Annotated in this window: 42 protein-coding genes and 1 rRNA gene; 41 read left to right on the top strand and 2 right to left on the bottom strand. The window is 48.3% G+C overall.

Going from position 1 to position 24,865, the window contains the following annotated elements; genetic code table 11:
* Positions 1–27 precede the first annotated feature (27 nt).
* The 39 genes from rplC to BM124_RS14745 all read left to right on the top strand — a co-directional run bounded on the left by rplC (position 28) and on the right by BM124_RS14745 (position 21,949).
* Entirely contained in the window at positions 28–657 is a 630-nt protein-coding gene (gene rplC, locus BM124_RS14555) for a 50S ribosomal protein L3 (RefSeq protein ID WP_093338604.1), read from the top strand.
* Between the two features lie 25 nt (positions 658–682).
* Positions 683–1,306 (top strand): 50S ribosomal protein L4, encoded by a 624-nt coding sequence (gene rplD, locus BM124_RS14560; RefSeq protein WP_093338605.1) that lies wholly within the window; start codon positions 683–685, stop codon positions 1,304–1,306.
* Positions 1,303–1,593, top strand: coding sequence for a 50S ribosomal protein L23 (gene rplW, locus BM124_RS14565; RefSeq protein WP_093338606.1), 291 nt, complete (start codon positions 1,303–1,305; stop codon positions 1,591–1,593). The genes rplD and rplW overlap by 4 nt, the downstream gene beginning before the upstream one ends.
* A 24-nt stretch (positions 1,594–1,617) precedes the next feature.
* Entirely contained in the window at positions 1,618–2,457 is an 840-nt protein-coding gene (gene rplB / locus BM124_RS14570) for a 50S ribosomal protein L2 (RefSeq protein ID WP_093338608.1), read from the top strand.
* Between the two features lie 55 nt (positions 2,458–2,512).
* Positions 2,513–2,791 (top strand): 30S ribosomal protein S19, encoded by a 279-nt coding sequence (rpsS, locus tag BM124_RS14575; RefSeq protein ID WP_093338609.1) that lies wholly within the window; start codon positions 2,513–2,515, stop codon positions 2,789–2,791.
* 20 nt (positions 2,792–2,811) lie between these two features.
* The gene (gene rplV / locus BM124_RS14580) at positions 2,812–3,153 is read left to right on the top strand and encodes a 50S ribosomal protein L22 (protein ID WP_093338611.1); all 342 of its coding nucleotides are present in this window, start codon (positions 2,812–2,814) and stop codon (positions 3,151–3,153) included.
* Between the two features lie 3 nt (positions 3,154–3,156).
* Entirely contained in the window at positions 3,157–3,816 is a 660-nt protein-coding gene (rpsC, locus tag BM124_RS14585) for a 30S ribosomal protein S3 (RefSeq protein WP_093338612.1), read from the top strand.
* Between the two features lie 3 nt (positions 3,817–3,819).
* A complete protein-coding gene (gene rplP, locus BM124_RS14590) occupies positions 3,820–4,254 on the top strand; it encodes a 50S ribosomal protein L16 (RefSeq protein WP_090927742.1) in 435 nt (144 codons plus the stop codon).
* Positions 4,244–4,447, top strand: coding sequence for a 50S ribosomal protein L29 (gene rpmC / locus BM124_RS14595; RefSeq protein ID WP_093338613.1), 204 nt, complete (start codon positions 4,244–4,246; stop codon positions 4,445–4,447). Before rplP ends, rpmC begins: the two co-directional genes overlap by 11 nt.
* A 25-nt stretch (positions 4,448–4,472) precedes the next feature.
* Positions 4,473–4,736, top strand: a complete 264-nt coding sequence (gene rpsQ / locus BM124_RS14600) for a 30S ribosomal protein S17 (protein WP_093338615.1) — start codon at positions 4,473–4,475, stop codon at positions 4,734–4,736.
* Positions 4,737–4,771: 35 nt separating this feature from the next.
* Positions 4,772–5,140, top strand: a complete 369-nt coding sequence (gene rplN, locus BM124_RS14605; protein WP_093338616.1) for a 50S ribosomal protein L14 — start codon at positions 4,772–4,774, stop codon at positions 5,138–5,140.
* A 36-nt stretch (positions 5,141–5,176) separates the two neighbouring features.
* The gene (gene rplX / locus BM124_RS14610) at positions 5,177–5,503 is read left to right on the top strand and encodes a 50S ribosomal protein L24 (RefSeq protein WP_093338617.1); all 327 of its coding nucleotides are present in this window, start codon (positions 5,177–5,179) and stop codon (positions 5,501–5,503) included.
* Positions 5,504–5,529: 26 nt separating this feature from the next.
* Positions 5,530–6,069, top strand: a complete 540-nt coding sequence (gene rplE / locus BM124_RS14615; RefSeq protein WP_093338619.1) for a 50S ribosomal protein L5 — start codon at positions 5,530–5,532, stop codon at positions 6,067–6,069.
* 29 nt (positions 6,070–6,098) lie between these two features.
* Positions 6,099–6,284: a type Z 30S ribosomal protein S14 gene (locus BM124_RS14620; protein WP_018924659.1), complete on the top strand. Its 186-nt coding sequence runs from the start codon at positions 6,099–6,101 to the stop codon at positions 6,282–6,284.
* A gap of 29 nt (positions 6,285–6,313) precedes the next feature.
* Positions 6,314–6,712, top strand: a complete 399-nt coding sequence (gene rpsH, locus BM124_RS14625) for a 30S ribosomal protein S8 (RefSeq protein ID WP_093338620.1) — start codon at positions 6,314–6,316, stop codon at positions 6,710–6,712.
* 31 nt (positions 6,713–6,743) lie between these two features.
* Positions 6,744–7,280 (top strand): 50S ribosomal protein L6, encoded by a 537-nt coding sequence (rplF, locus tag BM124_RS14630; RefSeq protein ID WP_093338622.1) that lies wholly within the window; start codon positions 6,744–6,746, stop codon positions 7,278–7,280.
* Between the two features lie 36 nt (positions 7,281–7,316).
* A complete protein-coding gene (gene rplR, locus BM124_RS14635) occupies positions 7,317–7,679 on the top strand; it encodes a 50S ribosomal protein L18 (RefSeq protein WP_093338624.1) in 363 nt (120 codons plus the stop codon).
* A 19-nt stretch (positions 7,680–7,698) separates the two neighbouring features.
* Complete coding sequence (gene rpsE, locus BM124_RS14640) at positions 7,699–8,196, top strand: 30S ribosomal protein S5 (RefSeq protein WP_093338627.1); 498 nt, start codon at positions 7,699–7,701, stop codon at positions 8,194–8,196.
* Between the two features lie 13 nt (positions 8,197–8,209).
* The gene (gene rpmD, locus BM124_RS14645; RefSeq protein ID WP_093338629.1) at positions 8,210–8,398 is read left to right on the top strand and encodes a 50S ribosomal protein L30; all 189 of its coding nucleotides are present in this window, start codon (positions 8,210–8,212) and stop codon (positions 8,396–8,398) included.
* Positions 8,399–8,429: 31 nt separating this feature from the next.
* Positions 8,430–8,870: a 50S ribosomal protein L15 gene (rplO, locus tag BM124_RS14650; RefSeq protein WP_093338631.1), complete on the top strand. Its 441-nt coding sequence runs from the start codon at positions 8,430–8,432 to the stop codon at positions 8,868–8,870.
* Complete coding sequence (secY, locus tag BM124_RS14655) at positions 8,870–10,159, top strand: preprotein translocase subunit SecY (protein WP_093338633.1); 1,290 nt, start codon at positions 8,870–8,872, stop codon at positions 10,157–10,159. The genes rplO and secY overlap by 1 nt, the downstream gene beginning before the upstream one ends.
* 76 nt (positions 10,160–10,235) lie before the next feature.
* A complete protein-coding gene (locus tag BM124_RS14660) occupies positions 10,236–10,889 on the top strand; it encodes an adenylate kinase (RefSeq protein WP_093338635.1) in 654 nt (217 codons plus the stop codon).
* The gene (gene map, locus BM124_RS14665; protein ID WP_093338637.1) at positions 10,886–11,632 is read left to right on the top strand and encodes a type I methionyl aminopeptidase; all 747 of its coding nucleotides are present in this window, start codon (positions 10,886–10,888) and stop codon (positions 11,630–11,632) included. Before BM124_RS14660 ends, map begins: the two co-directional genes overlap by 4 nt.
* A gap of 19 nt (positions 11,633–11,651) precedes the next feature.
* Positions 11,652–11,957, top strand: coding sequence for a KOW domain-containing RNA-binding protein (locus BM124_RS14670; RefSeq protein WP_093338639.1), 306 nt, complete (start codon positions 11,652–11,654; stop codon positions 11,955–11,957).
* Between the two features lie 3 nt (positions 11,958–11,960).
* Positions 11,961–12,179 carry a translation initiation factor IF-1 gene (gene infA / locus BM124_RS14675; protein WP_026702375.1) on the top strand — a complete coding sequence of 73 codons (219 nt, stop codon included), beginning with the start codon at positions 11,961–11,963 and terminating at the stop codon, positions 12,177–12,179.
* An 88-nt stretch (positions 12,180–12,267) separates the two neighbouring features.
* Positions 12,268–12,381, top strand: a complete 114-nt coding sequence (gene rpmJ, locus BM124_RS14680) for a 50S ribosomal protein L36 (protein WP_026702374.1) — start codon at positions 12,268–12,270, stop codon at positions 12,379–12,381.
* 20 nt (positions 12,382–12,401) lie between these two features.
* On the top strand, positions 12,402–12,770 hold the full coding sequence (gene rpsM, locus BM124_RS14685; RefSeq protein ID WP_093338640.1) for a 30S ribosomal protein S13: 369 nt from the start codon (positions 12,402–12,404) through the stop codon (positions 12,768–12,770).
* Positions 12,771–12,794: 24 nt separating this feature from the next.
* Positions 12,795–13,187 carry a 30S ribosomal protein S11 gene (gene rpsK, locus BM124_RS14690; protein ID WP_093338642.1) on the top strand — a complete coding sequence of 131 codons (393 nt, stop codon included), beginning with the start codon at positions 12,795–12,797 and terminating at the stop codon, positions 13,185–13,187.
* Between the two features lie 182 nt (positions 13,188–13,369).
* Positions 13,370–14,314, top strand: a complete 945-nt coding sequence (locus tag BM124_RS14695; protein WP_093338643.1) for a DNA-directed RNA polymerase subunit alpha — start codon at positions 13,370–13,372, stop codon at positions 14,312–14,314.
* Positions 14,315–14,357: 43 nt separating this feature from the next.
* Positions 14,358–14,723, top strand: coding sequence for a 50S ribosomal protein L17 (gene rplQ / locus BM124_RS14700; protein WP_093338645.1), 366 nt, complete (start codon positions 14,358–14,360; stop codon positions 14,721–14,723).
* A gap of 215 nt (positions 14,724–14,938) precedes the next feature.
* Entirely contained in the window at positions 14,939–15,748 is an 810-nt protein-coding gene (locus BM124_RS14705) for an energy-coupling factor transporter ATPase (RefSeq protein WP_093338647.1), read from the top strand.
* A complete protein-coding gene (locus BM124_RS14710) occupies positions 15,745–16,617 on the top strand; it encodes an energy-coupling factor transporter ATPase (protein WP_093338648.1) in 873 nt (290 codons plus the stop codon). Before BM124_RS14705 ends, BM124_RS14710 begins: the two co-directional genes overlap by 4 nt.
* The gene (locus tag BM124_RS14715; RefSeq protein WP_093338650.1) at positions 16,610–17,407 is read left to right on the top strand and encodes an energy-coupling factor transporter transmembrane component T family protein; all 798 of its coding nucleotides are present in this window, start codon (positions 16,610–16,612) and stop codon (positions 17,405–17,407) included. The genes BM124_RS14710 and BM124_RS14715 overlap by 8 nt, the downstream gene beginning before the upstream one ends.
* A gap of 12 nt (positions 17,408–17,419) precedes the next feature.
* Entirely contained in the window at positions 17,420–18,160 is a 741-nt protein-coding gene (truA, locus tag BM124_RS14720) for a tRNA pseudouridine(38-40) synthase TruA (protein WP_093338651.1), read from the top strand.
* 178 nt (positions 18,161–18,338) lie between these two features.
* Positions 18,339–18,776, top strand: a complete 438-nt coding sequence (gene rplM, locus BM124_RS14725; protein WP_093338653.1) for a 50S ribosomal protein L13 — start codon at positions 18,339–18,341, stop codon at positions 18,774–18,776.
* 21 nt (positions 18,777–18,797) lie between these two features.
* The gene (rpsI, locus tag BM124_RS14730; protein WP_093338655.1) at positions 18,798–19,190 is read left to right on the top strand and encodes a 30S ribosomal protein S9; all 393 of its coding nucleotides are present in this window, start codon (positions 18,798–18,800) and stop codon (positions 19,188–19,190) included.
* Between the two features lie 384 nt (positions 19,191–19,574).
* Positions 19,575–20,021 (top strand): DUF2521 family protein, encoded by a 447-nt coding sequence (locus BM124_RS14735; RefSeq protein ID WP_093338656.1) that lies wholly within the window; start codon positions 19,575–19,577, stop codon positions 20,019–20,021.
* 74 nt (positions 20,022–20,095) lie between these two features.
* The gene (cwlD, locus tag BM124_RS14740) at positions 20,096–20,809 is read left to right on the top strand and encodes an N-acetylmuramoyl-L-alanine amidase CwlD (protein WP_093338657.1); all 714 of its coding nucleotides are present in this window, start codon (positions 20,096–20,098) and stop codon (positions 20,807–20,809) included.
* 81 nt (positions 20,810–20,890) lie between these two features.
* On the top strand, positions 20,891–21,949 hold the full coding sequence (locus BM124_RS14745; protein WP_093338664.1) for an Mrp/NBP35 family ATP-binding protein: 1,059 nt from the start codon (positions 20,891–20,893) through the stop codon (positions 21,947–21,949).
* A 93-nt stretch (positions 21,950–22,042) separates the two neighbouring features.
* Here BM124_RS14745 and gerD read toward each other — a convergent pair whose 3' ends face one another.
* Positions 22,043–22,648 (bottom strand): spore germination lipoprotein GerD, encoded by a 606-nt coding sequence (gene gerD / locus BM124_RS14750; RefSeq protein WP_093338659.1) that lies wholly within the window; start codon positions 22,646–22,648, stop codon positions 22,043–22,045.
* 162 nt (positions 22,649–22,810) lie between these two features.
* Here gerD and BM124_RS14755 point away from each other — a divergent pair, with 162 nt between their 5' ends.
* Positions 22,811–23,425: a KinB-signaling pathway activation protein gene (locus tag BM124_RS14755; RefSeq protein WP_093338660.1), complete on the top strand. Its 615-nt coding sequence runs from the start codon at positions 22,811–22,813 to the stop codon at positions 23,423–23,425.
* Positions 23,426–23,463: 38 nt separating this feature from the next.
* Here the strand turns inward: BM124_RS14755 and pdaB are convergent, their stop codons facing one another.
* Positions 23,464–24,231, bottom strand: a complete 768-nt coding sequence (gene pdaB, locus BM124_RS14760; protein WP_093338661.1) for a polysaccharide deacetylase family sporulation protein PdaB — start codon at positions 24,229–24,231, stop codon at positions 23,464–23,466.
* Positions 24,232–24,681: 450 nt separating this feature from the next.
* Here pdaB and BM124_RS14765 point away from each other — a divergent pair.
* A 16S ribosomal RNA gene (locus BM124_RS14765) occupies positions 24,682–24,865 on the top strand; the annotation flags it as partial.

Consider the following 24,865-nt stretch of genomic DNA (forward strand, 5'->3'; position numbering starts at 1 on the left):
AACATCATTAAATAGGAGGTGTGACCAATGACCAAAGGAATCTTGGGTAAGAAGATCGGAATGACCCAGTTGTTTAACGAGCAGGGTGAACTGCTTCCGGTTACCGTCATTGAAGCGGAGCCAAACGTTGTCCTTCAAAAGAAAACCGAAGAATCGGATGGATATCAATCTGTCCAGCTGGGCGTATACGATAAAAAGAATACCAATGCAAACAAGCCGGAAAAAGGTCATGCAGACAAAGCCGGCGCTGCTCCCAAGCGCTACACTCGTGAGCTCCGTAACGCAGCTGGAGATTACGAAGTTGGTCAGGAAGTCAAAGTAGATACGTTTGAACCCGGTGAGCTTGTGGATGTAACAGGCACATCAAAAGGAAAGGGATTTGCAGGGGCCATCAAGCGTCATAACCAGGCACGCGGACCAATGACACACGGTTCCCATTTTCACCGCAGTCCCGGTTCCATGGGCGCAATGGGTAACTACCATGTTATGAAAGGGAAGAAGCTACCTGGACGTATGGGCGGCGACACAGTGACGGTACAGAATCTTGAAATCGTCAAAGTGGATACCGATCGCAATCTTCTTTTGATTAAAGGAAATGTACCCGGCCCGCGCAAAAGCTACGTCACTCTGCAATCCGCTGTAAAAACAGCAAAGTAACATTTTATAGAAAGGAGGCTCCATCATGCCGACAATAGATCTTATGAACCAAAACGGCTCCAAAGTAGGAGACATCGAACTCTCTGAAGCTGTTTTTGGTATTGAACCGAATGTAGACGTGCTTCATGATGCTGTCGTGATGCAGCAGGCTTCACAGCGTCAGGGCACGCATAAAACAAAGAATCGTTCTGAAAGAAAAGGAGGCGGAGCTAAGCCTTGGCGTCAGAAGGGCACAGGACGTGCGCGTCATGGTTCGATACGCTCGCCGCTGTGGGTAAAAGGCGGAATTGTATTTGGACCGACTCCAAGACAGTATGGTTACAAACTTCCGAAGAAAGTCCGTAGACTTGCGATCAAATCCGCTTACTCCAGTAAAGTGAAAGACAATGAAGTAATCGTAGTGGACGATCTGCAGCTGGAAGCTCCAAAGACAAAAGACATGATCAAGATTCTTTCCAGTCTTTCTGTAGAAGAAACAGCACTTGTCGTAACTGCTGATTACAATGAGCAGGTAGCCCTGTCTGCGCGCAATATTCAAGGAGTTACTTTTGCTACTGTCGATGATGCGAATGCACTTGAGCTGTTGAAGCATGACAAACTCATCATTACGCAGGGAGCAGTAGAGAAGGTAGAGGAGGTGCTCGCATAATGGAAGCACGCGATGTGATCAAGCGCCCCGTCATCACCGAACGGTCTGCTGATTTAATGGAAGAAAAGAAATATACGTTTGAAGTAGATGTGAAGGCGAACAAAACACAGATTCTTAAAGCTGTGGAAGAGATTTTTGACGTGAAAGTAGCCAAAGTCAACACGATGAACAATAAAGGTAAATTCCGTCGTTTCGGCCGTTATACAGGCTATAAACCAAATCGGAAAAAAGCAGTCGTAACACTGACTCCGGACAGTGAAGAAATCGAATTCTTCGAAGGAGCATAAACCAACAGCGAAGGAGGGAAAAACATGGCGATCAAACGAACAAAACCCATAACAAATGGTCAACGTTTCATGTCCATTAACAAGAACACGGAAGTAACAGCAGATACACCGGAACGCACGCTGCTCGAACCAAAGCATAAAAAAGGCGGACGCAATAACCACGGACGTATTACGGTTCGTCACCAAGGCGGCGGCCACAAGCAGCAGTACCGGCTTGTTGACTTTAAACGCGATAAGGATGGAGTCCCGGGCCGGGTAGCCACGATCGAATACGATCCAAACCGTTCGGCCAATATCGCTCTCATTCACTATAAAGATGGGGAGAAGCGTTATATTCTAGCTCCAAAGAACCTTCGTGTAGGACAGGAGATTTACTCCGGTCCGGGAGCAGACATTAAAACAGGGAATGCACTCGCGCTTGCGGACATCCCGGTGGGTACTGTTGTCCACAACATCGAACTGAAACCGGGACGCGGAGCTCAGCTCGTCCGTTCAGCCGGCGCTGAAGCACAGGTTCTTGGTAAGGAAGGCAAGTACGTGCTTGTTCGTCTCCGCTCAGGAGAAACCCGTCTGATCCTGGCGACATGCAGAGCAACAGTCGGTCAGGTAGGAAATCTCGAGCATGAACTCGTTGTTATCGGGAAAGCCGGAAGAGGCCGCTGGCTCAACAAACGCCCGGTTGTACGCGGTTCTGCGATGAACCCGGCAGACCACCCTCACGGCGGCGGGGAAGGCCGTGCTCCGATCGGACGTACCACTCAGGTATCACCTTGGGGTACACCTGCGGTTGGCTATAAGACACGTAAGAAGAACAAAGACTCCGATAAATATATCGTCCGCAGACGTAAGAAGAAAAAGAAATAAAACGATAATGCGCGCGGAACATTCCGCAGCTTAAACAATGAAAGGAGGTTTCCTCATGGCTCGCAGTCTAAAAAAGGGACCTTTTGTCGATGACCACTTAATGAAAAAGGTTGAGAACTTGAACGAAAAGAACGATAAGCAGGTAATTAAAACGTGGTCCCGCCGTTCTACAGTATTTCCGCAGTTCGTAGGACATACATTTGCTGTTTATGACGGAAGAAAGCACGTACCTGTATTTGTTTCTGAAGATATGGTAGGCCACAAACTTGGGGAATTTGCTCCCACCAGAACGTTTAAAGGCCATAAAAACGATGACAGGAAAACAAGACGGTAAGAAGAGGGGAGGTTCTGAAAATGCAAGCTAAAGCAGTCGCTAAACAAATCCGCATTGCCCCCCGCAAAGCACGGTTAGTCGTTGACCTCGTACGGGGCAAAGACATCGGCGAAGCTGTCGGCATCTTAAAGAATACGCCGAAAGCTGCTTCACCCATTGTCGAAAAGGTTCTGAACTCCGCAGTGGCAAACGCGGAACATAATTACGAAATGGAACCGGAAGATTTGTATGTCAGTGAAATTTTCGTAGACGAAGGTGTCACGATGAAACGTTTCCGTCCCCGTGCGATGGGACGCGCAACCCGCATTAATAAACGCACCAGCCACATCACAGTTGTGGTATCAGAAAAGAAGGAGGGATAATGAGTGGGGCAAAAAGTAAATCCAGTAGGACTTAGACTCGGAGTCATCCGGGACTGGGATTCGAAATGGTTCGCAGAAAACAATTATGCAACGCTTTTGCATGAAGATATAAAGATTCGTGAATATATTCAGAACCGCCTGCAGGATGCTGCCGTTTCCACCGTGGAAATTGAACGGGCAGCCAACCGTGTGAACATTACTATTCATACTGCAAAGCCGGGAATGGTTATTGGTAAAGGCGGTTCTGAAGTGGAAATTCTCCGTAAAGCACTGAATGATCTCACTGGAAAAAGAGTTCATATTAATATTTCCGAAGTGAAAAATCCGGATCTGGACGCAAGACTGGTCGCAGACAACATCGCACGCCAACTTGAAAACCGTGTATCTTTCCGCCGTGCTATGAAGCAGTCCATTCAACGCACACTGCGTGCCGGCGCACAGGGTATCAGAACAGAGGTATCCGGACGTATCGGCGGTGCTGATATCGCCCGTAATGAGAGTTATAATGAAGGTACTGTTCCACTCCACACACTGCGTGCCGACATCGATTACGGTACAGCTGAAGCTGATACGACGTACGGCAAACTTGGTGTGAAGATTTGGATTTATCGTGGAGAAGTCCTTCCATCGAAAGGTTCGAACAACGAGGAAGGAGGAGAATAAGTTATGTTAATGCCAAAACGCGTAAAATTCCGTCGTGAACATCGCGGAAGAACAAAAGGCCGCGCCAAAGGCGGAACAGAAGTTTCGTTTGGTGAATTCGGTCTTCAGGCACTGGATCCGGCATGGGTTTCCAACCGCCAGATTGAAGCAGCCCGTATCGCGATGACCCGTTATATGAAGCGTGGAGGTAAAGTCTGGATCAAGATTTTCCCGGATAAGCCTTACACTCAAAAGCCGCTCGAAGTACGGATGGGTTCCGGTAAAGGTTCTCCTGAAGGCTGGGTGGCTGTTGTAAAGCCAGGTAAGATTATGTTTGAAATCGCAGGTGTTTCCGAAGAAGTTGCCCGGGAAGCACTTAGACTTGCGTCTCACAAACTTCCAGTGAAAACGAAGTTTGTAAAACGTGAAGAAGTGGGTGGTGAGGCAAATGAAAGCTAATGAATTCAGAGACTTGACCTCAACTGAAATAGAAGAACAGACACAGACCTTGAAAGAGGAGCTTTTTAACCTCCGATTTCAGCTGGCAACCGGACAACTTGACAATCCTGCCCGCCTTCGCAATGTCCGTAAGGATATCGCACGCGCTAAAACCGTGCTGCGTGAACGTGAACTCGGTCTGAACAAAGTATAAAACAAGAGGGGAGGTTTGGCGTAAAATGGCTGAACGTAACCAACGGAAAGTCTATACCGGCCGTGTTGTTTCCGACAAAATGGACAAAACAATTTCGGTTTATGTTGAAACGTATAAAAAAGATTCCCTTTACGGCAAGCGTGTAAAAGATTCGAAGAAATTCAAAGCGCATGATGAAAACAATGCAGCAAAACAGGGCGACATTGTGAAAATCATGGAAACCCGCCCGCTTTCTAAAGATAAACGCTTCCGTCTTGTAGAAGTTGTTGAGGAATCCGTTATTATCTAAACAATCTTTTTTGGAAGAAGGGAGGTTAAACGTCTATGATTCAAGAAGAAACGATGCTGAAAGTTGCTGACAACTCGGGTGCCCGTGAAATTAAAACCATTAAAGTACTGGGTGGCTCAGGACGCAAAACAGCTAATATAGGTGACATGATTGTATGTTCTGTGAAGCATGCAACACCAGGTGGGGTTGTCAAGAAAAATGAAGTTGTTCGTGCTGTTATTGTACGTTCGAAAAGCGGAGCACGCCGTCCGGACGGTTCCTACATCCGTTTCGGTGAAAATGCAGCCGTCATTGTCCGCGACGACAAAAGCCCACGTGGAACCCGTATTTTCGGACCAGTAGCACGGGAACTGCGCGGATCACAATATATGAAGATTGTTTCCCTCGCTCCGGAAGTTCTTTAATAAAAACCAGTATGGCCCGATGAAGGAGGTGCGATCATGAGTCAACCGAAACTCCATGTGAAAACAGGTGACAAAGTCAAAGTAATCACAGGAAAAGATAAAGGCAGAGAAGGCGTCATCCTTAAGGCATTTCCAAGCCAGTCCCGTGTACTGGTGGAGGGTGTAAATGTTATTAAAAAGCACGAAAAGCCTTCTCAGGAAAATCCCCAGGGAGGCATATCCAATCAGGAAGCACCGATTCATGTCTCTAATGTGATGCCGCTGGATCCTAGCACGAATGAACCGACAAGAGTCGGATTTAAAATAGAAGACGGCAAAAAAGTCCGTATCGCCAAAAAATCCGGCGAATCCCTTGATAAGTAAGTCGTTGAGGAAAGGAGGTCCCTTTAATGAACGCGCTCAAAGAAAAATTCAAGAACGACATTGTGCCTCATCTGCACAATAAATATGAATACTCTTCCGTAATGGGAGTACCGAAGGTCGAAAAGATTGTCATTAACATGGGTATCGGTGATGCGGTGCAGAATCCAAAGGCCCTTGATAAAGCAGTGGAGGAACTTTCTCTGATCACTGGTCAGAAACCGCTTATTACAAAAGCCAAAAAATCCATTGCAGGCTTTAAGGTACGTCAAGGTATGCCGATCGGTACCAAAGTTACACTCCGCGGCCCAAGAATGTACGAATTTCTGGAAAAACTGATTAACGTTTCTCTCCCCCGTGTGCGCGACTTCCGTGGTGTTTCAAACAAAGCGTTCGACGGTCGCGGCAACTACACACTAGGTGTGAAGGAACAACTGATTTTCCCGGAAATCGAATACGATAAAGTGGACAAAGTCCGCGGAATGGATATTGTTATCGTAACGTCAGCCGAGACGGACGAAGAAGCATACGAGCTGCTCGATCAAATGGGCATGCCGTTTAAAAAATAATTTAAACATGTAAAGGAGGGAATTGGACCTTGGCAAAGAAATCAATGGTCGCCAAACAGCAACGTCCTCAAAAGTTTAAAGTACGTGAGTACACCCGCTGTGAGCGTTGCGGACGTCCTCACTCCGTCATTCGTAAATTTAAATTGTGCCGTATTTGTTTCCGTGAATTAGCTTATAAAGGACAAATTCCAGGCGTTAAAAAAGCCAGCTGGTAAGCCCGAGACAGGGAAGGAGGTAAATCGATATGGTCATGACTGATCCAATAGCAGATATGCTGACCCGCATCCGGAATGCGAACACGGTACGCCACGAAAAGCTTGAACTGCCGGCATCAAATCTGAAAAGTGAAGTTGCCAACATCCTTAAGCAGGAAGGCTTTGTCCGTGATGTGGAGTCTGTGGAAGACAACAAGCAGGGGATTATCCGTATCTTTTTGAAATATGGTGCGGAAAATGAACGTGTTATTACAGGACTGAAACGAATCAGCAAACCTGGACTCCGCGTATATGCCAAAGCAGAGGAACTTCCTCGTGTGCTCGGCGGACTGGGAATTGCTGTTATCTCAACGTCCAACGGCGTGATGAGTGATAAAGAAGCAAGGAAAAAACAGGTCGGCGGCGAAGTACTTGCTTACGTTTGGTAATGAAAATGGAGTCAGAACGGAGGTGTAATGAATGTCGCGTATTGGTGTAAAACCTATTGAACTTTCTAGTGATGTTACGGCAGTGATGGAAGGGAACACAATCACGGTAAAAGGACCTAAAGGGGAATTGACCCGTAATCTCCATCCTGAAATCAAAGTCAACATTGGTGAAGAAGAGATCACATTCGAACGTCCGAGCAACAATAAGCTGCACCGTTCTCTTCACGGCACGACACGCAGTGTTGTAAACAATATGGTCGAAGGTGTCAAAAACGGATTCGAAAAGAGTCTGGAACTTGTCGGTGTCGGTTACCGCGCAAGTAAATCCGGCGAAAAAGTGGTGTTGAATGTCGGCTATTCCCACCCGGTCGAAGTAGAACCGGAAGAAGGAATCGAACTGGAAGTACCGTCCAACACCAAAGTAGTGGTTAGAGGAATTGACAAAGAACGTGTCGGAGCTACAGCTTCCAATATCCGTTCCGTAAGACTGCCGGAGCCTTATAAAGGCAAAGGCATCCGATATGAAAACGAACATGTTCGTCAAAAAGTAGGTAAGACTGGTAAATAACGTTTCCGCTAATCGTTATGAAAGGAGGAACGCAGCATGACAACGAAATCCAGTAAGTATGCCAACCGGAAAAGACGCCACGCCAGCATCCGGCAGAAAATTAAAGGCACGAATGAACGTCCACGTTTGAACGTATTCCGTTCTTCCAAGCACATCTATGCGCAGCTGGTTGATGATCAAAACGGAATCACTCTCACATCTGCATCGACGATGGAAAATGGTATGGATTTGGAGAATGGCGGTAATAAAGAGGCAGCCAGCAAAATAGGTGAAGTTGTAGCAAAACGCGCATCGGAAAAAGGATACGAGACTGTTGTATTTGACCGCGGCGGTTTTGTCTATCACGGACGCGTGCAGGCTCTGGCTGATGCAGCACGCGAAAACGGATTACATTTCTAAAATGATGGGAGGGAAATATATGCAGATTGATGCCAGTAAACTTGATATTGAAGAAAGAGTTGTAGCGATTAATCGTGTAGCTAAAGTTGTTAAAGGCGGTCGCCGCTTTCGCTTCGCAGCTATTGTGGTTGTAGGTGACCGTAACGGACACGTTGGATTCGGAATGGGTAAAGCGATCGAGGTACCGGAAGCTATCCGTAAAGCCGTAGACAACGGCAAAAAGAATCTGGTTCAGGTTCCGATCAGCGGAACGACTATTCCACACCAGATTGTCGGTCATTTCGGCGCCGGAAATGTTTTGTTGAAGCCGGCTGCTGAAGGTACTGGAATCATTGCAGGCGGACCGGTACGCGCTGTACTTGAACTTGCAGGAATTCAGGATATTCGTTCAAAATCCCTTGGTTCCAACAACCCAATCAACATGATACGCGCTACAATTACTGGTCTGACTGAACTGAAAACAACAGAGCAGGTTGCCAGACTACGTGGTAAAAACGTTGAAGAATTGTTAGGATAAGGAGGGAAAGAATATGGCCAATAAAGTGGAAATCACCCTCAGCCGCAGTTTGATCGGAAGACCCCAGGAACAGCGTGATACCGTCGAGGCACTGGGTCTCCGCAAAGTTAATCATTCAATCGTGAAGGAAGACAATTCCGCAATCCGCGGTATGATTAGCAAAGTATCTCATTTATTGACGGTGAAAGAACTGAACGCGTAACGTAAGATTTTTGTGATAGGGAGGTGTCATCATGAAACTGCATGAGTTGAAGCCGTCTCACGGTCCGAATAAATCCCGCAAGCGTGTGGGACGTGGACAGAGCTCCGGTAAAGGGAATACAGCCGGACGTGGAGAACATGGTCAGAATTCCCGCAGCGGCGGTGGTGTCCGTCCAGGCTTTGAGGGTGGTCAGAACCCGATTTACAAACGTCTGCCAAAGCGCGGGTTTACTAACCCGACACGCAAAGAGTTTGCGATTGTAAATGTTGATGAGCTGAACCGTTTTGAAACGGGGACGGAAGTTACGCCGGAACTGCTGATTGAAACAGGCGTTGTGAAAAACGCTGGAAGCGGCATTAAGATTCTTGGTAACGGCAGTGTAGATAAAGAACTGACTGTTAAGGCAAACAAGTTCTCTGCTTCCGCAGCAAAAGCAATTGAAGCGGCAGGCGGAAAAACAGAGGTGATCTAATGTTCCGCGGAATTTCCAATATATTTCGCGTGAAAGACCTGCGAAACAAGATTCTCTTCACGCTCACCATGTTAATTATTTTCCGGATCGGAAGTTTTATTCCGGTACCGGGATCTAACAATGATGTGTTGAATTTTGCGGACCAGGCGAATGCGTTCGGTTTTCTGAATACGTTCGGAGGCGGTGCGCTGTCTCAATTCTCGATTTTTGCCATGGGTGTTATGCCTTACATCACGGCATCCATCGTCGTTCAGCTTTTAAGAATGGACGTTGTGCCGAAATTTACGGAATGGGCAAAGCAGGGTGAAGCCGGACGTAAGAAAATGACGCAGTTCACACGATATTTCACTGTCGTGCTCGCGTTTTTGCAGGGTCTTGGAATGTCGATTGGGTTCAATAACATCTTTTCGGGTTTGATTCCTGATCCGAGTATCCCGAAGTATATTTTCATTGCAATTGTTATGACGGCTGGAACCACTTTTCTTATGTGGCTTGGTGAACAGATAACAGCTAAAGGCGTCGGTAACGGGATTTCGATTTTGATTTTTGCAGGTATTGCTGCCGGTATTCCAAGCGGAATCAATCAGTTGTACGCTACGCAGATTCAAGATGCCGACCGGCTTTTCACCGGTATTGTAACGGTGCTTTTCCTTGCAATTGGTGTTCTTGCCATTATCGTCGGCGTTATTTATGTCCAGCAGGCTCTTCGTAAAGTCCCGATCCAGTATGCAAAGCGTCTGGTAGGGAGGAGTCAGGCCGGCGGGCAGTCGACCCATCTTCCGTTAAAAGTGAACTCAGCCGGCGTTATTCCGGTGATTTTTGCTCTATCTTTATTTATATTCCCTCCAACCGTAGCAGGGTTTGTCGGAGAGGATAATGCTGTTGCACAATGGGTTATCCAGAATTTCGATTACACCCAGCCTGTTGGAATGGTTGTGTATGCAGCTATGATCATCGGTTTCACGTACTTTTACACATTTGTTCAGGTTAATCCGGAGCAGATGGCAGATAATCTGAAAAAGCAGGGTGGATACATTCCAGGTATCCGTCCGGGTAAAACAACGGAGACTTACATCCGCAGAATTTTATACCGGCTGACGTTTGTCGGGGCGTTGTTCCTGGCAGTCGTTGCCATTATTCCTGTCTTTTTCATTAATCAGCTTGGCCTGCCGCAGTCGATTCAGATCGGTGGTACCGGACTGCTTATCGTTGTAGGTGTGGCACTTGATACGATGAAACAGATTGAAAGCCAGCTTATTCAAAGAAGCTATAAAGGGTTTATTAAATAAAGATAGAATAAGGGAAAGGAAGCTGCACGGCAGCGATTCTTCCCCGGCAGAAATCGGAAGCGATGGAGGAGATATCATGAATTTGATATTAATGGGGCTTCCCGGTGCCGGTAAAGGCACGCAAGCCGAAAACATTGTAGAGAAATACGGCATCCCTCATATTTCCACCGGAGATATGTTTCGCGCCGCTATCAAAAATGAAACGGAACTCGGAAAACAGGCAAAATCGTACATGGATGCCGGCGGGCTCGTCCCGGATGAAGTAACGATTGGTATTGTTCGGGAAAGGCTTGGGAATCCTGACTGCAGTAAAGGATTTCTGCTGGATGGGTTTCCGCGCACCGTAGCACAGGCCGAAGCACTGGAAGGAATTCTTTCAGACCTGAACACATCTTTAGACTATGTTCTTAACATTGAGGTGGAGAAGGACAGGCTGGAAAGAAGATTGACAGGACGGCGCGTTTCGCCGACTTCCGGCAGAACGTATCACATCGAATTCAATCCGCCCGCGCAGGAAGGCATCTGTGACGTCGACGGAAGTGAACTTATCCAAAGAGATGACGATAAGCCTGAAACTGTACGAAAAAGACTCGACGTGAACATTGAACAGCAGCAGCCTTTGATTGATTTCTATAACGAAAAAGGTTACCTTCGCAATATCGATGGAGATCAGGACATTGACAAAGTATTTCAGGACATTGAAGAACTATTGAAAGGACTTCATGCATGATTATTTGTAAAACCGATCGGGAACTCGATATAATGCGGGAAGCGGGTAAAGTTGTCGCTTTGACCCATGAAGAAATGCAAAAGAACATTCAGCCGGGCATTACGACCCGGAAGTTGAATGACATTGCAGATGCATTCATCCGCGACCATGGAGCAATCCCATCATTTAAAGGCTATGGAGGTTTCTCCGGCAGCATTTGCGTCTCCGTAAACGAAGAGTTGGTACATGGAATTCCGGGCAGCCGTAAACTGAAAGACGGCGATATCATTTCCATCGACATCGGAGCAGATTACAATGGGTATCATGGGGACTCTGCCTGGACATATCCGGTCGGCACCATTTCGGAAGAAGATCAGCGTCTTCTTGATGTGACGGAAGCCTCTCTTTTTGAAGGGCTGAACGAAGCACAGCCGAAAGAGCGTCTGTCCAATATCTCCAATGCCGTACAAACGTATGTAGAACCTCATGGGTTTTCGATTGTACGGGAGTATGTCGGACACGGCGTCGGCCAGGACCTGCATGAAGATCCTCAGATTCCTCACTTCGGTCCGCCGGGAAAAGGCCCGCGTCTGAAACCGGGAATGGTATTGGCCGTAGAACCAATGGTCAACGCCGGAGAGCGTTACGTTCATACCCTTTCGGATAATTGGACAGTTGTAACAACCGATGGCAGAAACTGTGCTCATTTTGAGCATACCATTGCAATAACTAATACAGGTTTTGAGATTTTAACAAAAGCCTGATGTTAAAGGTGATGCGAGGATGAATGATGCTGAATCGCCGCCCGGGGTCGGTCGTGTCGTCCGTATTGTACAGGGCCGGGAGACCGGCAACTACGCGGTTGTCATTGGAATAGTGAATGAGCGTTTTCTGCTTCTGGCAGACGGTGAAAAACGCAAATTCGACCGGGCTAAGAAGAAAAATATCAGCCATGTGGAAGTCACTTCACATGTTTCCAATGAAGTGAAACGAAGTATTGAGGAAACCGGACGTGTTACCAATGCAAAATTGAGATTTGCTTTAAGCAGTGCGCAGGAGCAGCCGCAATTGCTGAAGGAAGGAGAGTAATGCATGGCCAAAGATGATGTTATTGAAATGGAAGGGACGGTCATTGAGCCGCTTCCAAACGCAATGTTCCGGGTCGAACTGGAAAACGGGCATAAGATCCTTGCCCACGTATCCGGTAAAATTCGGATGCACTTTATCCGGATCCTTCCCGGAGATAAGGTGACTGTTGAAATTTCGCCATATGATTTATCACGCGGGCGGATTACGTACCGTTATAAATAAATGCTGACGGACTGTGCAGCCTGTAAAACAGATCTGTATTTGTGTATACTCTCGCATGTACTCCGCACAGTTAAGGAGGTAAACAAACATGAAGGTGAGACCATCTGTCAAACCAATTTGTGAAAAATGCAAGGTCATCCGCCGTAAAGGCACGGTCATGGTGATCTGCTCCAATCCGAAACACAAACAAAAACAAGGCTAAGAAAAGGAGGTGCAGCGTAAATGGCACGTATCGCAGGTGTTGATATTCCACGTGATAAAAGACTTCCCATCTCATTGACTTACGTATACGGTATCGGAAAGTCCCTTGGACAGCAGATTGTAGAGGAAGCCGGTATTGATGCAAGTACCCGTGTACGCGACCTGACCGAGGAAGAACTGGGCCGTGTCCGTACCATTGTTGACAACAACTACCTGGTGGAAGGGGATCTCCGCCGGAACCATTCCCTGAACATCAAGCGTCTTATTGAAATTGGAAGCTACCGCGGTATCCGTCACCGCAGAGGACTTCCGGCAAGAGGACAGAAAACGAAAAACAATGCCCGTACCCGTAAAGGTCCGGCCCGCACGGTAGCAAACAAACGGAAATAATAAAGCAAAGGAGGTACATGTATTATGGCTAAAGCCAGAACAAACACCCGCAAACGCCGTCAGCGTAAAAATATAGAGTCCGGGGTCGCCCATATCCGTTCCACATTTAACAATACAATTGTGACAATCACGGATACACAGGGAAATGCACTGTCCTGGGCAAGTGCAGGGGCTCTTGGATTTAAAGGATCCCGTAAGTCCACTCCATTTGCGGCTCAAATGGCAGCAGAGTCCGCTGCGAAAACCGGTATGGAACACGGTCTCAAATCCGTTGAAGTTGCGGTAAAAGGCCCGGGAGCCGGCCGTGAAGCAGCAATCCGTTCCCTGCAGGCAACAGGTCTTGAGGTGAGCGTCATCCGCGATGTGACTCCGGTCCCTCATAATGGCTGCCGTCCACCGAAACGTCGTAGAGTGTAACCCGAGAGAGGTATTAGTTTTCCCTGAAATGTCAATAATGGGTAAGGCTCTGAAAACGGAATGCCTGCTTATTATTGACGGTTAAGGTGTGTCATATAGTCGGGAACTGCCTATTGCAACATCCCGGGACGCTGAAATACAGCTCTTGGGTGTGGACGTTTTGAAGGAGGGTATATACCAGAATGATCGAAATCGAAAAGCCTAATATCGAGACGGTTGAATTAAGCGAGGATGCCAAATACGGCAAATTTGTCGTAGACCCGCTCGAACGCGGTTATGGTACAACATTGGGAAACTCCTTGCGTCGAATCCTTTTATCCTCCCTTCCAGGGTCTGCTGTCACAACGGTTCAGATTGACGGCGTACTTCATGAATTCTCCACGATCGAAGGTGTGGTTGAAGACGTAACGACGATTGTCCTGAACCTGAAGAAGCTGGCTCTGAAGATATACTCCGATGAAGAGAAAGTATTGGAGATTGACGCGCAGGGCGAGGGTGTCGTCACCGCCAAAGATATCACGCATGACAGTGATGTTGATGTCCTGAATACGGATCTGCACATCGCAACGCTGACCAAAGGTGCTAACTTTCATCTGCGTATGACAGCACAGCGCGGCCGCGGCTATGTGCCGGCGGAAGGTAACAACAGCGATGACCTGCCGATTGGTGTACTCCCGGTGGATTCCATTTATACACCGGTGGACCGTGTCAATTACCAGGTGGAAAACACACGTGTTGGACAGATTACCAACTATGATAAATTGACCCTGGATGTATGGACTGATGGAAGTATCCGTCCGGAAGAAGCTATTTCGCTCGCCGCTAAAATTATGAATGAACATCTCAATATCTTTATCGGGCTGACGGACCAGGCTCAAAAAGCGGAGATAATGGTAGAGAAGGAAGAAGACCAAAAAGAGAAGGTTCTGGAAATGACAATCGAAGAACTGGATTTGTCGGTCCGTTCCTATAACTGCCTGAAACGCGCCGGTATTAATACCGTACAGGAGCTCACGCAGAAGTCTGAAGAGGATATGATGAAGGTTCGTAATCTCGGACGCAAGTCGCTTGAAGAAGTACAGGAGAAACTGGGTGAACTTGGACTTGGTCTTCGCAAGGAAGACTGATTCAGTGTAACCTTAGTGTCCCGGATAAAGGAGGGAAATATACATGTCTGCATATCAAAAATTAGGACGCGACAGTTCCGCACGAAAAGCACTGTTCCGTGATCTGGCAACAGATCTCATCATCAATGAGCGTATTGAAACGACGGAAGCAAAAGCTAAGGAATTGCGCCCGATCATCGAGAAAATGGTAACTCTTGGAAAGCGCGGTGACCTGCACGCACGCCGTCAGGCAGCGCAGATCATCCGTAAAGAATCAGCAGATGAAAACAGCAGCCAGAATGCTATTCAGAAACTTTTTGATGACGTTGCTCCCCGCTATGAAGAGCGTCAGGGCGGCTATACAAGAGTTCTGAAGGCAGGCCCCCGCCGCGGCGATTCGGCCGAGTTGGCGATTATTGAATTTGTATAAACGTCCGCGTTTATGCTTTCTTTTCGTGGTAAAGTGTATAAATAGGATTGCAAGGGCAGGACTACCTGATACAGGGAGACGTCTGTGCCCTTTTTTTATTCCGGTACAAATCCCGGTGAATCCTCGCATGTGTAGGCATTCTATTTCATTGTTAACCTTTTATTATATATGTGTTAACATTTTAGAAGTGATAACGAAAGCAGCGAGGGGTTCAAATGACAGTTATTCAATTTAAACAAGTTTATTACTATTATAACGAAAAGGATGAACCGGCAGCAGCGGATTTGGATGTCGAAGTGAAGGACGGGGAATGGACGGCCGTCATTGGGCCGAACGGTTCCGGAAAGTCCACATTGGCCCGTTTGTGTAACGGGCTTCTCCTTCCGTCAAGCGGCGGAGTCTATGTTCACGGAGCCTCCACCAAAGATGATGCTGCGTTGTCCGGCATACGCCGGCGCGTCGGGATGGTCTTTCAGAACCCGGATCATCAATTCACAGCTCCCACGGTGCGGGATGATATAGCATTTGGGATGGAAAACGCGGGCGTGGAAAGAGCCGAGATGAAACAGCGGATTCAGAAGGTGGCAGAACAGACAGGGACCAGTCATCTTCTGGATATAGAACCGCACCGGCTTTCCGGCGGTCAGAAACAGCGCGCGGCGATTGCGGGAGTGCTGGTGCTGCAGCCGGATATCATGATTCTGGATGAAGCGACCTCCATGCTCGATCCGGCCGGACGGAAAGCAGTCATGGAGATGGTGCGGCACCTTCATAAAGAAGAAGGGATGACCGTACTGTCCATTACACACAGTCTGCACGAAGCGATGGAGGCAGACAGAGTGTGGTATATGGAAAAAGGGCGTCTGCTGTATGACCGCAGCGCGTCCTACATCCTGCAGCATCCGGAATGGTTTGAGAAGCTGAATATGCCTCTTCCTTATTCCTATGCCCTTTTGAAGCAGGCACAGGAGGCACAGCACTTGGACCCGCTGTGGATTCAGGCTGTCCGGGAGGCAGGGCAATGAGAGTGTTGGTACAGCAGCTAAATCACATATACATGCCCAAAACCCCGTTTGAGACCCTTGCATTACGGGACATTTCCCTCGAGGTGCCGGATGGCTCCGTCACGGCTGTGATCGGCAGGACAGGGTCCGGAAAATCCACACTCGTCCAGCACCTGAACGGTCTTTTAAAACCTACCTCGGGGCAGGCGTTTGTCGGCGGACACCGCATCCATTCAAAAATGAAACGAAAAGAAATAAGCGCTCTGCGAAAGCATGTCGGAATGGTATTTCAATATCCGGAACATCAGCTGTTTGAACAAACAGTGGAAAAGGATATCATGTTCGGCCCGCTTAATCTGGGATACGCAAGCACCGATATACAGCCGATGCTCCCCGGCCTTCTTGAAAAAGTCGGTCTGGATGCGTCGTTTCTGCCTCGTTCACCGTTTGAGTTAAGCGGCGGACAGATGCGCAGAACGGCAATAGCCGGTGTGCTTGCGATGGAACCGTCGCTGCTTATATTGGATGAACCTACAGCCGGCCTTGATCCAGAGGGGCGGCAGGACATGATACATCTGTTTCAGGACTGGCAGCAAAAGCGCGGGACGACGATTATCATGATTACGCATCAAATGGAAGAAGCAGCGGCTCTGGCGGACCATGTAATTGTGATGGAGAACGGAACGATATACATGGAAGGCAGCCCGGAAGAGATATACAAAAGGGAAGCAGAGCTTAAGGAACTGGATCTGGATCTTCCGGAACAGGCGAAAGTGTTAAAACAAATCGAAGCACAAACCGGTATCACGTTTTCTTCGCTATCCCTCACTCCCGCAGAAGCGGTGGAAGAGATGAGCAGGTATCAACCGGGGAGGGAGAAAGATGTTTGAACACGTTATTGTCGGCCAGTATCTTCCCGGTCATTCTTTTTTACACCGGATGGATGCACGTGCGAAGCTGGTGACCGTATTTCTGTTTATATGTACGGTTTTTATGGTGGACACCTGGTTTGGGTACGGCGTACTCTGGAGCACCGCCGTTGCTGCATTTATCATCTCCGGAGTATCACTTCGTTATATGCGCAAAGGAATGCTTCCGGTTTTGCTGTTGGTGTTGTTTACATTTTTACTTCATGCTCTGTTTACGAGCGAAGGAGAGGCGTGGATAAGTGTCTGGGGTTTCACCCTACATGGTGGCGGAGTGGAAGAAGGGCTGTTTATTGCACTGAGACTTCTTCTGCTTGTCTTTATCACGTCGCTTTTGACACTGACGACCAATCCGATGGATTTAACCGATGCTCTGGAGCAGCTGTTTCGTCCGTTCCAGCGGTTTGGCCTGCCGGCACACGACATTGCCATGATGATGTCCATTGCTATACGATTTATTCCCACTCTTCTGCAGGAAACAGAGAAGATTGTGAAGGCCCAGATGTCGAGAGGGGCATCGTTTCATCAAGGATCGTTAAAAAAGCGTGCACAGGCTTTCACAGCACTTCTTGTTCCACTCTTTATGCGGGCCTTTAAGCGCGCGGAAGATCTGGCGCTTGCGATGGAGGCAAGAGGCTATAACAGCGGCACAAGCCGTACGAAGCTCAGGAAGCTGGTATGGGGATGGCGTGATACAATGGCCTGTATGTTCACAGCAGTACTTGGTGTTTTTTTGATACTGTTCGGAAAATAAGGAGAGATGGTCATGCAGAGAGTAAAAGCAGTCATCTGTTATGACGGGACGCACTTTTCAGGATGGCAGGTGCAACCCGGTAAACGTACCGTGCAGCAGGAGATGGAGCGGGCGCTCACCAGGATTCATAAAGGAGAGCACACGCCGGTCGTATCTTCGGGCAGAACGGATTCTTCGGTTCATGCGCTCGGCCAGGTGATCCATTTTGATACGACACTTGCTGTTCCGGAGGATAGATGGCCGAAAGCGCTGAACCAGCTGCTTGCACCCGACGTTCAGGTCATGGAGACGTCGTTCGTCGATTCTTCTTTTCACGCCCGTTTTGATGCTGTGGAGAAAACATACCGCTACCGGGTTCATCTCACGAAGGAAAGAGACATTTTCAGGCGGCATTATGTTTATTTTTATCCATATCCGGTCCGCGTGGAGGATATGAAACAGGCCGCGCCGTATCTTACAGGCACGCATGACTTTTCATCATTCTGCTCATCCCGGACGGACGTGACGGATATGGTCCGCACGGTTCATGAGATAACGGTGGAAGAGGACGGCGATGAGCTCCATTTTACCTTCCGCGGAAGCGGCTTTTTGTACAATATGGTGCGGATTATGGCAGGTACGCTGCTTGAGGTCGGAAAAGGCCTGCGCCGGCCGGAAGACATGCCCGCCGTCGTGGAAGCAAAGAACCGGGAATCCGCCGGAAACACCGCGCCGGGCCACGCGTTGTACCTGGTGGAAGTCCGTTATGAATAATAGAACATAAAAACAACGAATCCGTGCGTTGCAGGCATTGACATTAACATGCCGATATTATATGATATAGTTTGGCATTTCAAATCCCACTAGCCCCGGGATCGAAATGAAAACGAAGAAGATGAGTGCAACCAAATAGACGAAACGTACACATGATACAGGATCAGGAGGGAAAACAATGCGTACAACTTACATGGCGAAGCCTGGCGAAGTAGAACGAAAGTGGTACGTGATTGACGCAGAAGGCGAAACACTCGGCCGCCTTGCCAGTGAAGTAGCGTCACTTCTCCGCGGAAAGCACAAGCCGCAGTACACACCGCATATCGACACAGGTGACAATATTATTTTAATTAATGCATCGGGCATTAAGCTTACCGGAAGCAAGCTGGAGGACAAGTATTACTACAGTCACAGCCAGTATCCGGGCGGACTGAAACAAACCCGTGCGATGGAAATGCGTCAGAACAAGCCGGAGCGTATGCTTGAACTGGCCGTGAAAGGAATGCTTCCAAAAGGATCTCTCGGCCGTCAGCAGGCGAAAAAGCTTCACGTCTACGCAGGTTCCGAGCATAAACACGAAGCACAGCAGCCGCAGAAGTACGAACTTCGCGGATAATACAAAAGGGAGGGTATTGATTTGGCACAAGTGCAATATTACGGCACCGGACGCCGTAAAAATTCCGTAGCCCGTGTCTTTGTTGAACCAGGCGACGGCAACATCACCATTAATGACAGAAACATTGACGATTATTTTGACCTGGAAACACTGAAGCTTGTCGTAAAGCAGCCGCTTGCAGAAACCGGCACAGAAGGACAATATGACCTGAAAGTCAACGTCGACGGCGGCGGCTTCACCGGTCAGGCGGGCGCTATCCGCCACGGTCTTTCGCGCGCTCTCTTGGACGTGGATCCTGATTTCCGCAAGCCGCTGAAAGACGCCGGCTACCTGACACGCGATTCCAGAATGAAAGAACGGAAAAAGTACGGCCTCAAATCCGCACGCCGTTCTCCGCAGTTCTCGAAGCGTTAAAATTCCTCTTATATCAAGGGTTTCAAGACCCCTCTGCTCTTTACGAGTGGGGGGTTTTTGTATTGGTGCCGGGACCGCAGCATACATATACACTTCTTTTGGACCATGAACAACGGTGAAAACGTCACGTAAGAACGTTCATGCTTACGTTTTCCACATTCCCCGGGAAGAAAACATAAGTATGCCTGAGTCATCGTTAGGTTTTTGCCCTTCAGTTCTTATCCTTTCGTCAATATAAGCCATTCATGATTCCTTTTTCATCCAGGAATCAGCACGGAAACGTCAACATAACCGCGCGGGACGCCTCCGCACAGAACTGGCATATACCGTTAGTATGGCAGCGCCCATCCATCACATACTACATCGTGAAGGGGGAGAGGTCAGATGGGGATTGTCATATCACTGGAGCCGCACCGCATCAAAAAGGAGTGGAAAGAAGAAAAGCGCCTGCTGCAGGACCTTGATGTGCAGGAAGTAAAAAGCACAGCGGAAAAAGTGTTTACGCCGGTATTCCACCGGTTTCAGTTTCCGTATACTTTTCTGGAGGAAGCCTGCGTGGATCTTGCGCTGGAATCGTTTCTTTCCGGCGGAAAATACAGCCGGTATGTAGAAGGCAGGGCGCTTCCTTTCACCTTTCAAGTGCAGGCTGCCGCAGCAGTCGGGGAGATCGCCGGGGAATTGTATGAATTTATGCAGTGCTGGGTGGAAGATGACCCGGGCTGTTACCTTAAAGAAATGAAAGAAGCGGTCGACTCCTTTATTGTGTATTGGTGGAAACGCGGCCTCGAGACAGGGGTGCGCCGGCAGCCGCTGGATTATCGAAAACGGTGACAGAGCGTCATATTAGGCCCGCTCCTTCATATACATGAGACAAGCTGGGTGAACCATAAAGGAGCGGGCGTTTTATGAAAAAATGGCTTGGTATTGCCATTCTGTTCATAGTATTAGCAGCGTCGGGATGGCTTATACAGAGTTGGATGATGCCACAGGCGGTAACATCGTGGCAGACGCCGTTATCGGGGAAAGTGATTATTCTGGATCCGGGGCACGGTGGCGTGGATGGCGGCGCATCCACACAAGACGGGACGCTTGAAAAGGATGTTGCTCTTTCCATCAGCTTTATGCTGCGCGATTATCTGCAGGAAGCCGGGGCGCTTGTATTGATGACACGGGAAGGCGATTATGATCTGGCTGCTCACGACGTGAAAGGGTACAGCCGCCGTAAAACAGAAGATCTCCATAAACGTCTGGATATTGTAAACAAAAGCGGCGGGGATTTATTCCTCACCCTTCATTTAAACGCGGTACCTTCCAGCCGCTGGAGCGGGGCACAGACGTTTTTTCAACCGGGAGTTCCTGAAAATGAAAAAATAGCACGGCTTATTCAGGGAGAGATGAGAGAAGAACTCGAGCGGACAACCCGTAAAGCGAAAGGGATAAAAGAAGTCTTTTTGTTAAACGAAGCGGACATTCCCGGTGTACTCGTGGAGGCCGGTTTTCTGTCCCACCCGGCGGAAGGGCAGCGTCTTGGGACAAAGGAACATCAAAATAAGGTCGCGTTTTCGATTTACCGCGGAATTCTTCGGTACTACGGAGGAGAAGAACCTGAAGCTCTGTAGTTGCAAACGTTTGAAAAAGGTGCCGTAAAGACGGTATGCTGTAGGAGGAAGCATACAGCGTTGTAAAGGAAGGTGTCCGATTTGTTAACCGAAGAACAAATCCGCGAAGCTCTCGAGAAAATCCAGGACCCGGATCTTCATAAAAGCATCGTGGAAACCGGAGGCGTCCGGGAAATAAAGATAAAAGAAGACAACGTCAGCCTGAAAATCGCACTTGCCAAAACCGGCACAGCCGAACAGATGCAGGTGCAGCAGAACATTGTGCAGATTGTAAAAGAAGCAGGTGCCGAATCGGTCGGCCTGCGTTTTGATACGTTGTCGGATGAAGAAGTCAGAGAAATGGGGGGCGGAGCGGAAGAAGAAGATGAAGAAAATCCTTCCCTCCTCTCCGAAAACAATCCAGTCGAGTTTATAGCCGTAACAAGCGGTAAGGGCGGAGTCGGCAAATCCACCGTCTCTGTCAATATCGCAACGTCGCTTGCCAAAGCCGGTAAGAGAGTCGGTATTATTGATGCAGATATCTATGGCTTCAGTGTTCCGGACATGATGGGTATTGAAGACCGTCCGACGGTGCAGGGGGAAACGATTTATCCGGTGGAACGCTTTGGAGTCAAAGTGATTTCTATGGGCTTTTTCGTGGAAGATAACGCCCCTGTCGTCTGGAGAGGGCCGATGCTCGGTAAAATGCTGAATAATTTCTTCAATGAGGTCGAGTGGGGAGATCTCGACTACCTGATTCTCGACCTGCCGCCGGGAACCGGGGACGTCGCGCTCGATGTGCACACCATGCTGCCCGAATGTAAAGAACTGGTCGTGACGACGCCGCACGCGACCGCTGCGTTTGTCGCAGCCAGAGCTGGCGCGATGGCGATTAAGACGAACCACCAGATTCTCGGTGTCATCGAAAACATGGCCTACTTTGAAAGTAAAAAAACCGGGGAACGCGAGTACATTTTCGGCCAGGGCGGCGGCGATCGTCTGACCGAAGAGCTGAAAACCGAAATGTTCGGCCGGATCCCGCTCGGCCAGCCCGATATGGAAAAAGAAGACTTCGCCCCGTCTGTATATGAATCCGATCATCCCATTGGAGAAATCTACAATGAGATTACAAGCCGTATCATGGAAAAGATCGGTAAGTAAAAAGAACCACCTTGAACAACCGTTGTTCGAGGTGGTTCTTTTCAGCTCCGGTTCGTTGCCCAATCGGCGGGCTCCCTGCTGATGTTGAATGTATCAGCCGCCCCCTCCGCCGCCGGAAGAAGAACCGCCGCCTTGACTGCCGCCCTTGCTCATCTGCTTTTCCGCTACTTTATCCAGAATGTTGGTGATTTTTGTTTTAAACCGTGGGCTTTCCATCGCCTCACTCATGATTGTCATCACCTGCTGCCGGTATTCTTTGCTTTTCATTAATTCCAGCATTGCTTTTTTCATCTCCGGATCTTTCATCACATCCATCATCATCTGTTGATATTCCGGATCCTTCATTAATTTTTTCAGCATTTTTTCGTTGTTTTTCTGCATGCTCTCGGCAAACGTTTTGGAGAACTTCGGATCTTTCAGCATTTCCTGCCAGAAGGATTTTCCTTTTTCAGCGGTTAACGTATTCTCCACTGTTTTTTTGAGAACCTCCTGGTCCATGACGATTTTTTCCCGCATCTTTTCTTCACTCATGATATCGCTGATTGCCTGTTTGCCTTCATCAGACTTCAATAAATCAACGAGCATCTTTTTGGTTTCTTCGTATTTGGCGCTTCCTTGCTCTTCCGCTGCCTGGGCGCAGCCGGCAAGTAGTAAGAAAAGAAATAAAGACAAGGTGATTTTTTTCAACAGTACCGGCATGGATTCACGCTCCTTTCCATTACATGAATGCACTGGTGTTTTGCTTAACATGCTCAGATGTGAAAAAATTATGCATGGATAGGAGGGTGTGTAGCTTTTTGCTGTATGGATTGGTAAAATCAGTACGGAAATGATTCATTTCTATAGAGGAGCGCGATAGCGTTGAATACACGAAAACTCGTTTATCTGTTTTTTTCCACGCTGCTGATCGGCGCCTCAAGTGGTGCTGTTATTGGGGTCCTGCTTGATACAGATACATACTTCGGCGGCGGTTTTCTCAATTTCTTCTTCGGATTGCTGTGGATGTTTGGTGTAAGTGCTGCGATCAGTCTGGTCGCGCAGATGGGGTATTTTGCCTATCTTACCCTGCAGCGGTTTGCTTTAGGGGTATTTAAATCCGTGAAACTTTGGAACCGTATCCAGGTGGTGCTGGTGCTCTTTGTACTGTTTGACTTGATTTATCTGCGGTACATTTCATTTGCCGACGAAGGAGAAACTCTCGCCGGTTATATGGTGATGCCGCTGCTTCTTCTCGCGTACTGCCTACTGACAGCTTACTGGAAACAGCGGGAAACGAACAAAGAAACATTCATGCCGGCACTGTTTTTTATGTTTGTTGTGACGACGATTGAGTGGGTTCCGGCGTTAACGGTGGATGTTGTGAACGATACGAAGTGGCTCTGGATTTATGTCACTCCGCTTCTGGCCGCTAACACATGGCAGCTGCTTCTTTTGCACCGATTAACAGGAGACGGAAGAAAGAAAGCTTCCAATTAAACAAACGTTTGATGAGGAGGAGCGCACGGGCCGCTGCCTCAAGGTGAAGCCAGCTCCTCCACGTCTGTTTCCGCCTGGGAAATAAGTTCATCAAGAGAAGCAAACGTATATCCTTTTTCCCGGACATCTTCAATAATCTCAGGCAGCGCTTCGCCGGTCTGCTCCGCGGAATCGGAAGCGTGGAGCATGATAACGTCACCCGGCTGCATTGCTCCCGTTACATCTGATACGATCTGATTCACCCCCGGATTTTCCCAGTCATTTCCCCCAACACTCCAGTGCACCGTTGTATACCCGAATGTCGAGATGGTTTCCAGTACAGAAGGGGTGAAATCACCATGCGGCGGCCGGAAATACTCAACATCGATACCGGTAACGTCATTGATTTTTTTATGACTTAAATTCAGATCGCGTATGATTTCGTCTTTATCCATGTTCGGATAATGTTCATACCTGTAGCCGTGGCTGCCGATCGTGTGACCGTCTTCCATCATCCGTTCCATGATGTCCGGGTGACGCTCCGCCCATGCTCCTGAAACAAAAAACGCTGCTTCTACTTCTTTTTCTTTCAATGTATCAAGAATAGGAAGAGCCCGGTCCTCCCCCCAGCTGATGTTGAACGTCAAGGCGGTTTTTTTCTCATCTATGTCCGCCCGATAGAAAGCAGAGGGTCCTTCCTCCGTAGAGAAAACAGGCAGCACGGAACGGTTCATCCATACCCCTGTGATGATGGTGCACAAAGCGATGATTGCCAAAATGTACGTATACATGCGGCGGCTTGTGAGTATCCAAACTTTTCTGGCCAACGCATTCGTCTCCTTTCCTCAGGTGGTCCTGTCCTAACTATATTCCTTTTGGGACAAGATATGACGGAACAGATCGCTGAACCATTCATCTCTGTACACGAAAAAGAAAGACACTCCATAGGATGGGGAAAAAGAGCAGTGCAGATAAAGGTTTACGGGGAAAAGCGGCAAAAATGAGGGGAACATTAAATTTTTTTAAGAAAGGGATTGACCGTACCCTCCCTGCGTGTTAAATTATTAGATGCGCCATCGAGAGAGGCGGGCATTTTAATGAACATTCACATTTAGTTGTTGACTTTGTTTTCATTAAATGATACTATAATTAAGTCGCTAATTAAGCGGCGCTGACATCTGCCCTTTGAAAATTGAATGAAAGTCAAGCGTCTGTCAATTCAAATGACTGTTTTTCGGTCATTACAGATAAGAAACACAGTGCAGCATCAAACTTTTTTATTGGAGAGTTTGATCCTGGCTCAGGACGAACGCTGGCGGCGTGCCTAATACATGCAAGTCGAGCGCGGGAAGCAGGTAGATCCCTCCGGGGTGAAACCTGTGGAACGAGCGGCGGACGGGTGAGTAACACGTGGGCAACCTGCCTGAAAGTCCGGGATAACCCCGGGAAACCGGAGCTAAT

Origin of the sequence: Salibacterium halotolerans (assembly GCF_900115625.1) — a bacterium.
Lineage (GTDB): Bacteria > Bacillota > Bacilli > Bacillales > Marinococcaceae > Salibacterium > Salibacterium halotolerans.

What these genes read in the sequence shown, in the direction of transcription:
- rplC (WP_093338604.1), top strand. Translation starts at nt 28, where the DNA reads ATGACCAAAGGAATCTTGGGTAAGAAGATCGGAATGACCCAGTTGTTT.
- rplD (WP_093338605.1), top strand. Translation starts at nt 683, where the DNA reads ATGCCGACAATAGATCTTATGAACCAAAACGGCTCCAAAGTAGGAGAC.
- rplB (WP_093338608.1), top strand. Translation starts at nt 1,618, where the DNA reads ATGGCGATCAAACGAACAAAACCCATAACAAATGGTCAACGTTTCATG.
- rpsS (WP_093338609.1), top strand. Translation starts at nt 2,513, where the DNA reads ATGGCTCGCAGTCTAAAAAAGGGACCTTTTGTCGATGACCACTTAATG.
- rplV (WP_093338611.1), top strand. Translation starts at nt 2,812, where the DNA reads ATGCAAGCTAAAGCAGTCGCTAAACAAATCCGCATTGCCCCCCGCAAA.
- rplP (WP_090927742.1), top strand. Translation starts at nt 3,820, where the DNA reads ATGTTAATGCCAAAACGCGTAAAATTCCGTCGTGAACATCGCGGAAGA.
- rpmC (WP_093338613.1), top strand. Translation starts at nt 4,244, where the DNA reads ATGAAAGCTAATGAATTCAGAGACTTGACCTCAACTGAAATAGAAGAA.
- rpsQ (WP_093338615.1), top strand. Translation starts at nt 4,473, where the DNA reads ATGGCTGAACGTAACCAACGGAAAGTCTATACCGGCCGTGTTGTTTCC.
- rplN (WP_093338616.1), top strand. Translation starts at nt 4,772, where the DNA reads ATGATTCAAGAAGAAACGATGCTGAAAGTTGCTGACAACTCGGGTGCC.
- rplX (WP_093338617.1), top strand. Translation starts at nt 5,177, where the DNA reads ATGAGTCAACCGAAACTCCATGTGAAAACAGGTGACAAAGTCAAAGTA.
- rplE (WP_093338619.1), top strand. Translation starts at nt 5,530, where the DNA reads ATGAACGCGCTCAAAGAAAAATTCAAGAACGACATTGTGCCTCATCTG.
- rpsH (WP_093338620.1), top strand. Translation starts at nt 6,314, where the DNA reads ATGGTCATGACTGATCCAATAGCAGATATGCTGACCCGCATCCGGAAT.
- rplF (WP_093338622.1), top strand. Translation starts at nt 6,744, where the DNA reads ATGTCGCGTATTGGTGTAAAACCTATTGAACTTTCTAGTGATGTTACG.
- rplR (WP_093338624.1), top strand. Translation starts at nt 7,317, where the DNA reads ATGACAACGAAATCCAGTAAGTATGCCAACCGGAAAAGACGCCACGCC.
- rpsE (WP_093338627.1), top strand. Translation starts at nt 7,699, where the DNA reads ATGCAGATTGATGCCAGTAAACTTGATATTGAAGAAAGAGTTGTAGCG.
- rpmD (WP_093338629.1), top strand. Translation starts at nt 8,210, where the DNA reads ATGGCCAATAAAGTGGAAATCACCCTCAGCCGCAGTTTGATCGGAAGA.
- rplO (WP_093338631.1), top strand. Translation starts at nt 8,430, where the DNA reads ATGAAACTGCATGAGTTGAAGCCGTCTCACGGTCCGAATAAATCCCGC.
- secY (WP_093338633.1), top strand. Translation starts at nt 8,870, where the DNA reads ATGTTCCGCGGAATTTCCAATATATTTCGCGTGAAAGACCTGCGAAAC.
- BM124_RS14660 (WP_093338635.1), top strand. Translation starts at nt 10,236, where the DNA reads ATGAATTTGATATTAATGGGGCTTCCCGGTGCCGGTAAAGGCACGCAA.
- map (WP_093338637.1), top strand. Translation starts at nt 10,886, where the DNA reads ATGATTATTTGTAAAACCGATCGGGAACTCGATATAATGCGGGAAGCG.
- BM124_RS14670 (WP_093338639.1), top strand. Translation starts at nt 11,652, where the DNA reads ATGAATGATGCTGAATCGCCGCCCGGGGTCGGTCGTGTCGTCCGTATT.
- infA (WP_026702375.1), top strand. Translation starts at nt 11,961, where the DNA reads ATGGCCAAAGATGATGTTATTGAAATGGAAGGGACGGTCATTGAGCCG.
- rpmJ (WP_026702374.1), top strand. Translation starts at nt 12,268, where the DNA reads ATGAAGGTGAGACCATCTGTCAAACCAATTTGTGAAAAATGCAAGGTC.
- rpsM (WP_093338640.1), top strand. Translation starts at nt 12,402, where the DNA reads ATGGCACGTATCGCAGGTGTTGATATTCCACGTGATAAAAGACTTCCC.
- rpsK (WP_093338642.1), top strand. Translation starts at nt 12,795, where the DNA reads ATGGCTAAAGCCAGAACAAACACCCGCAAACGCCGTCAGCGTAAAAAT.
- BM124_RS14695 (WP_093338643.1), top strand. Translation starts at nt 13,370, where the DNA reads ATGATCGAAATCGAAAAGCCTAATATCGAGACGGTTGAATTAAGCGAG.
- rplQ (WP_093338645.1), top strand. Translation starts at nt 14,358, where the DNA reads ATGTCTGCATATCAAAAATTAGGACGCGACAGTTCCGCACGAAAAGCA.
- BM124_RS14705 (WP_093338647.1), top strand. Translation starts at nt 14,939, where the DNA reads ATGACAGTTATTCAATTTAAACAAGTTTATTACTATTATAACGAAAAG.
- BM124_RS14710 (WP_093338648.1), top strand. Translation starts at nt 15,745, where the DNA reads ATGAGAGTGTTGGTACAGCAGCTAAATCACATATACATGCCCAAAACC.
- BM124_RS14715 (WP_093338650.1), top strand. Translation starts at nt 16,610, where the DNA reads ATGTTTGAACACGTTATTGTCGGCCAGTATCTTCCCGGTCATTCTTTT.
- truA (WP_093338651.1), top strand. Translation starts at nt 17,420, where the DNA reads ATGCAGAGAGTAAAAGCAGTCATCTGTTATGACGGGACGCACTTTTCA.
- rplM (WP_093338653.1), top strand. Translation starts at nt 18,339, where the DNA reads ATGCGTACAACTTACATGGCGAAGCCTGGCGAAGTAGAACGAAAGTGG.
- BM124_RS14735 (WP_093338656.1), top strand. Translation starts at nt 19,575, where the DNA reads ATGGGGATTGTCATATCACTGGAGCCGCACCGCATCAAAAAGGAGTGG.
- cwlD (WP_093338657.1), top strand. Translation starts at nt 20,096, where the DNA reads ATGAAAAAATGGCTTGGTATTGCCATTCTGTTCATAGTATTAGCAGCG.
- gerD (WP_093338659.1), bottom strand. Translation starts at nt 22,648, where the DNA reads ATGCCGGTACTGTTGAAAAAAATCACCTTGTCTTTATTTCTTTTCTTA.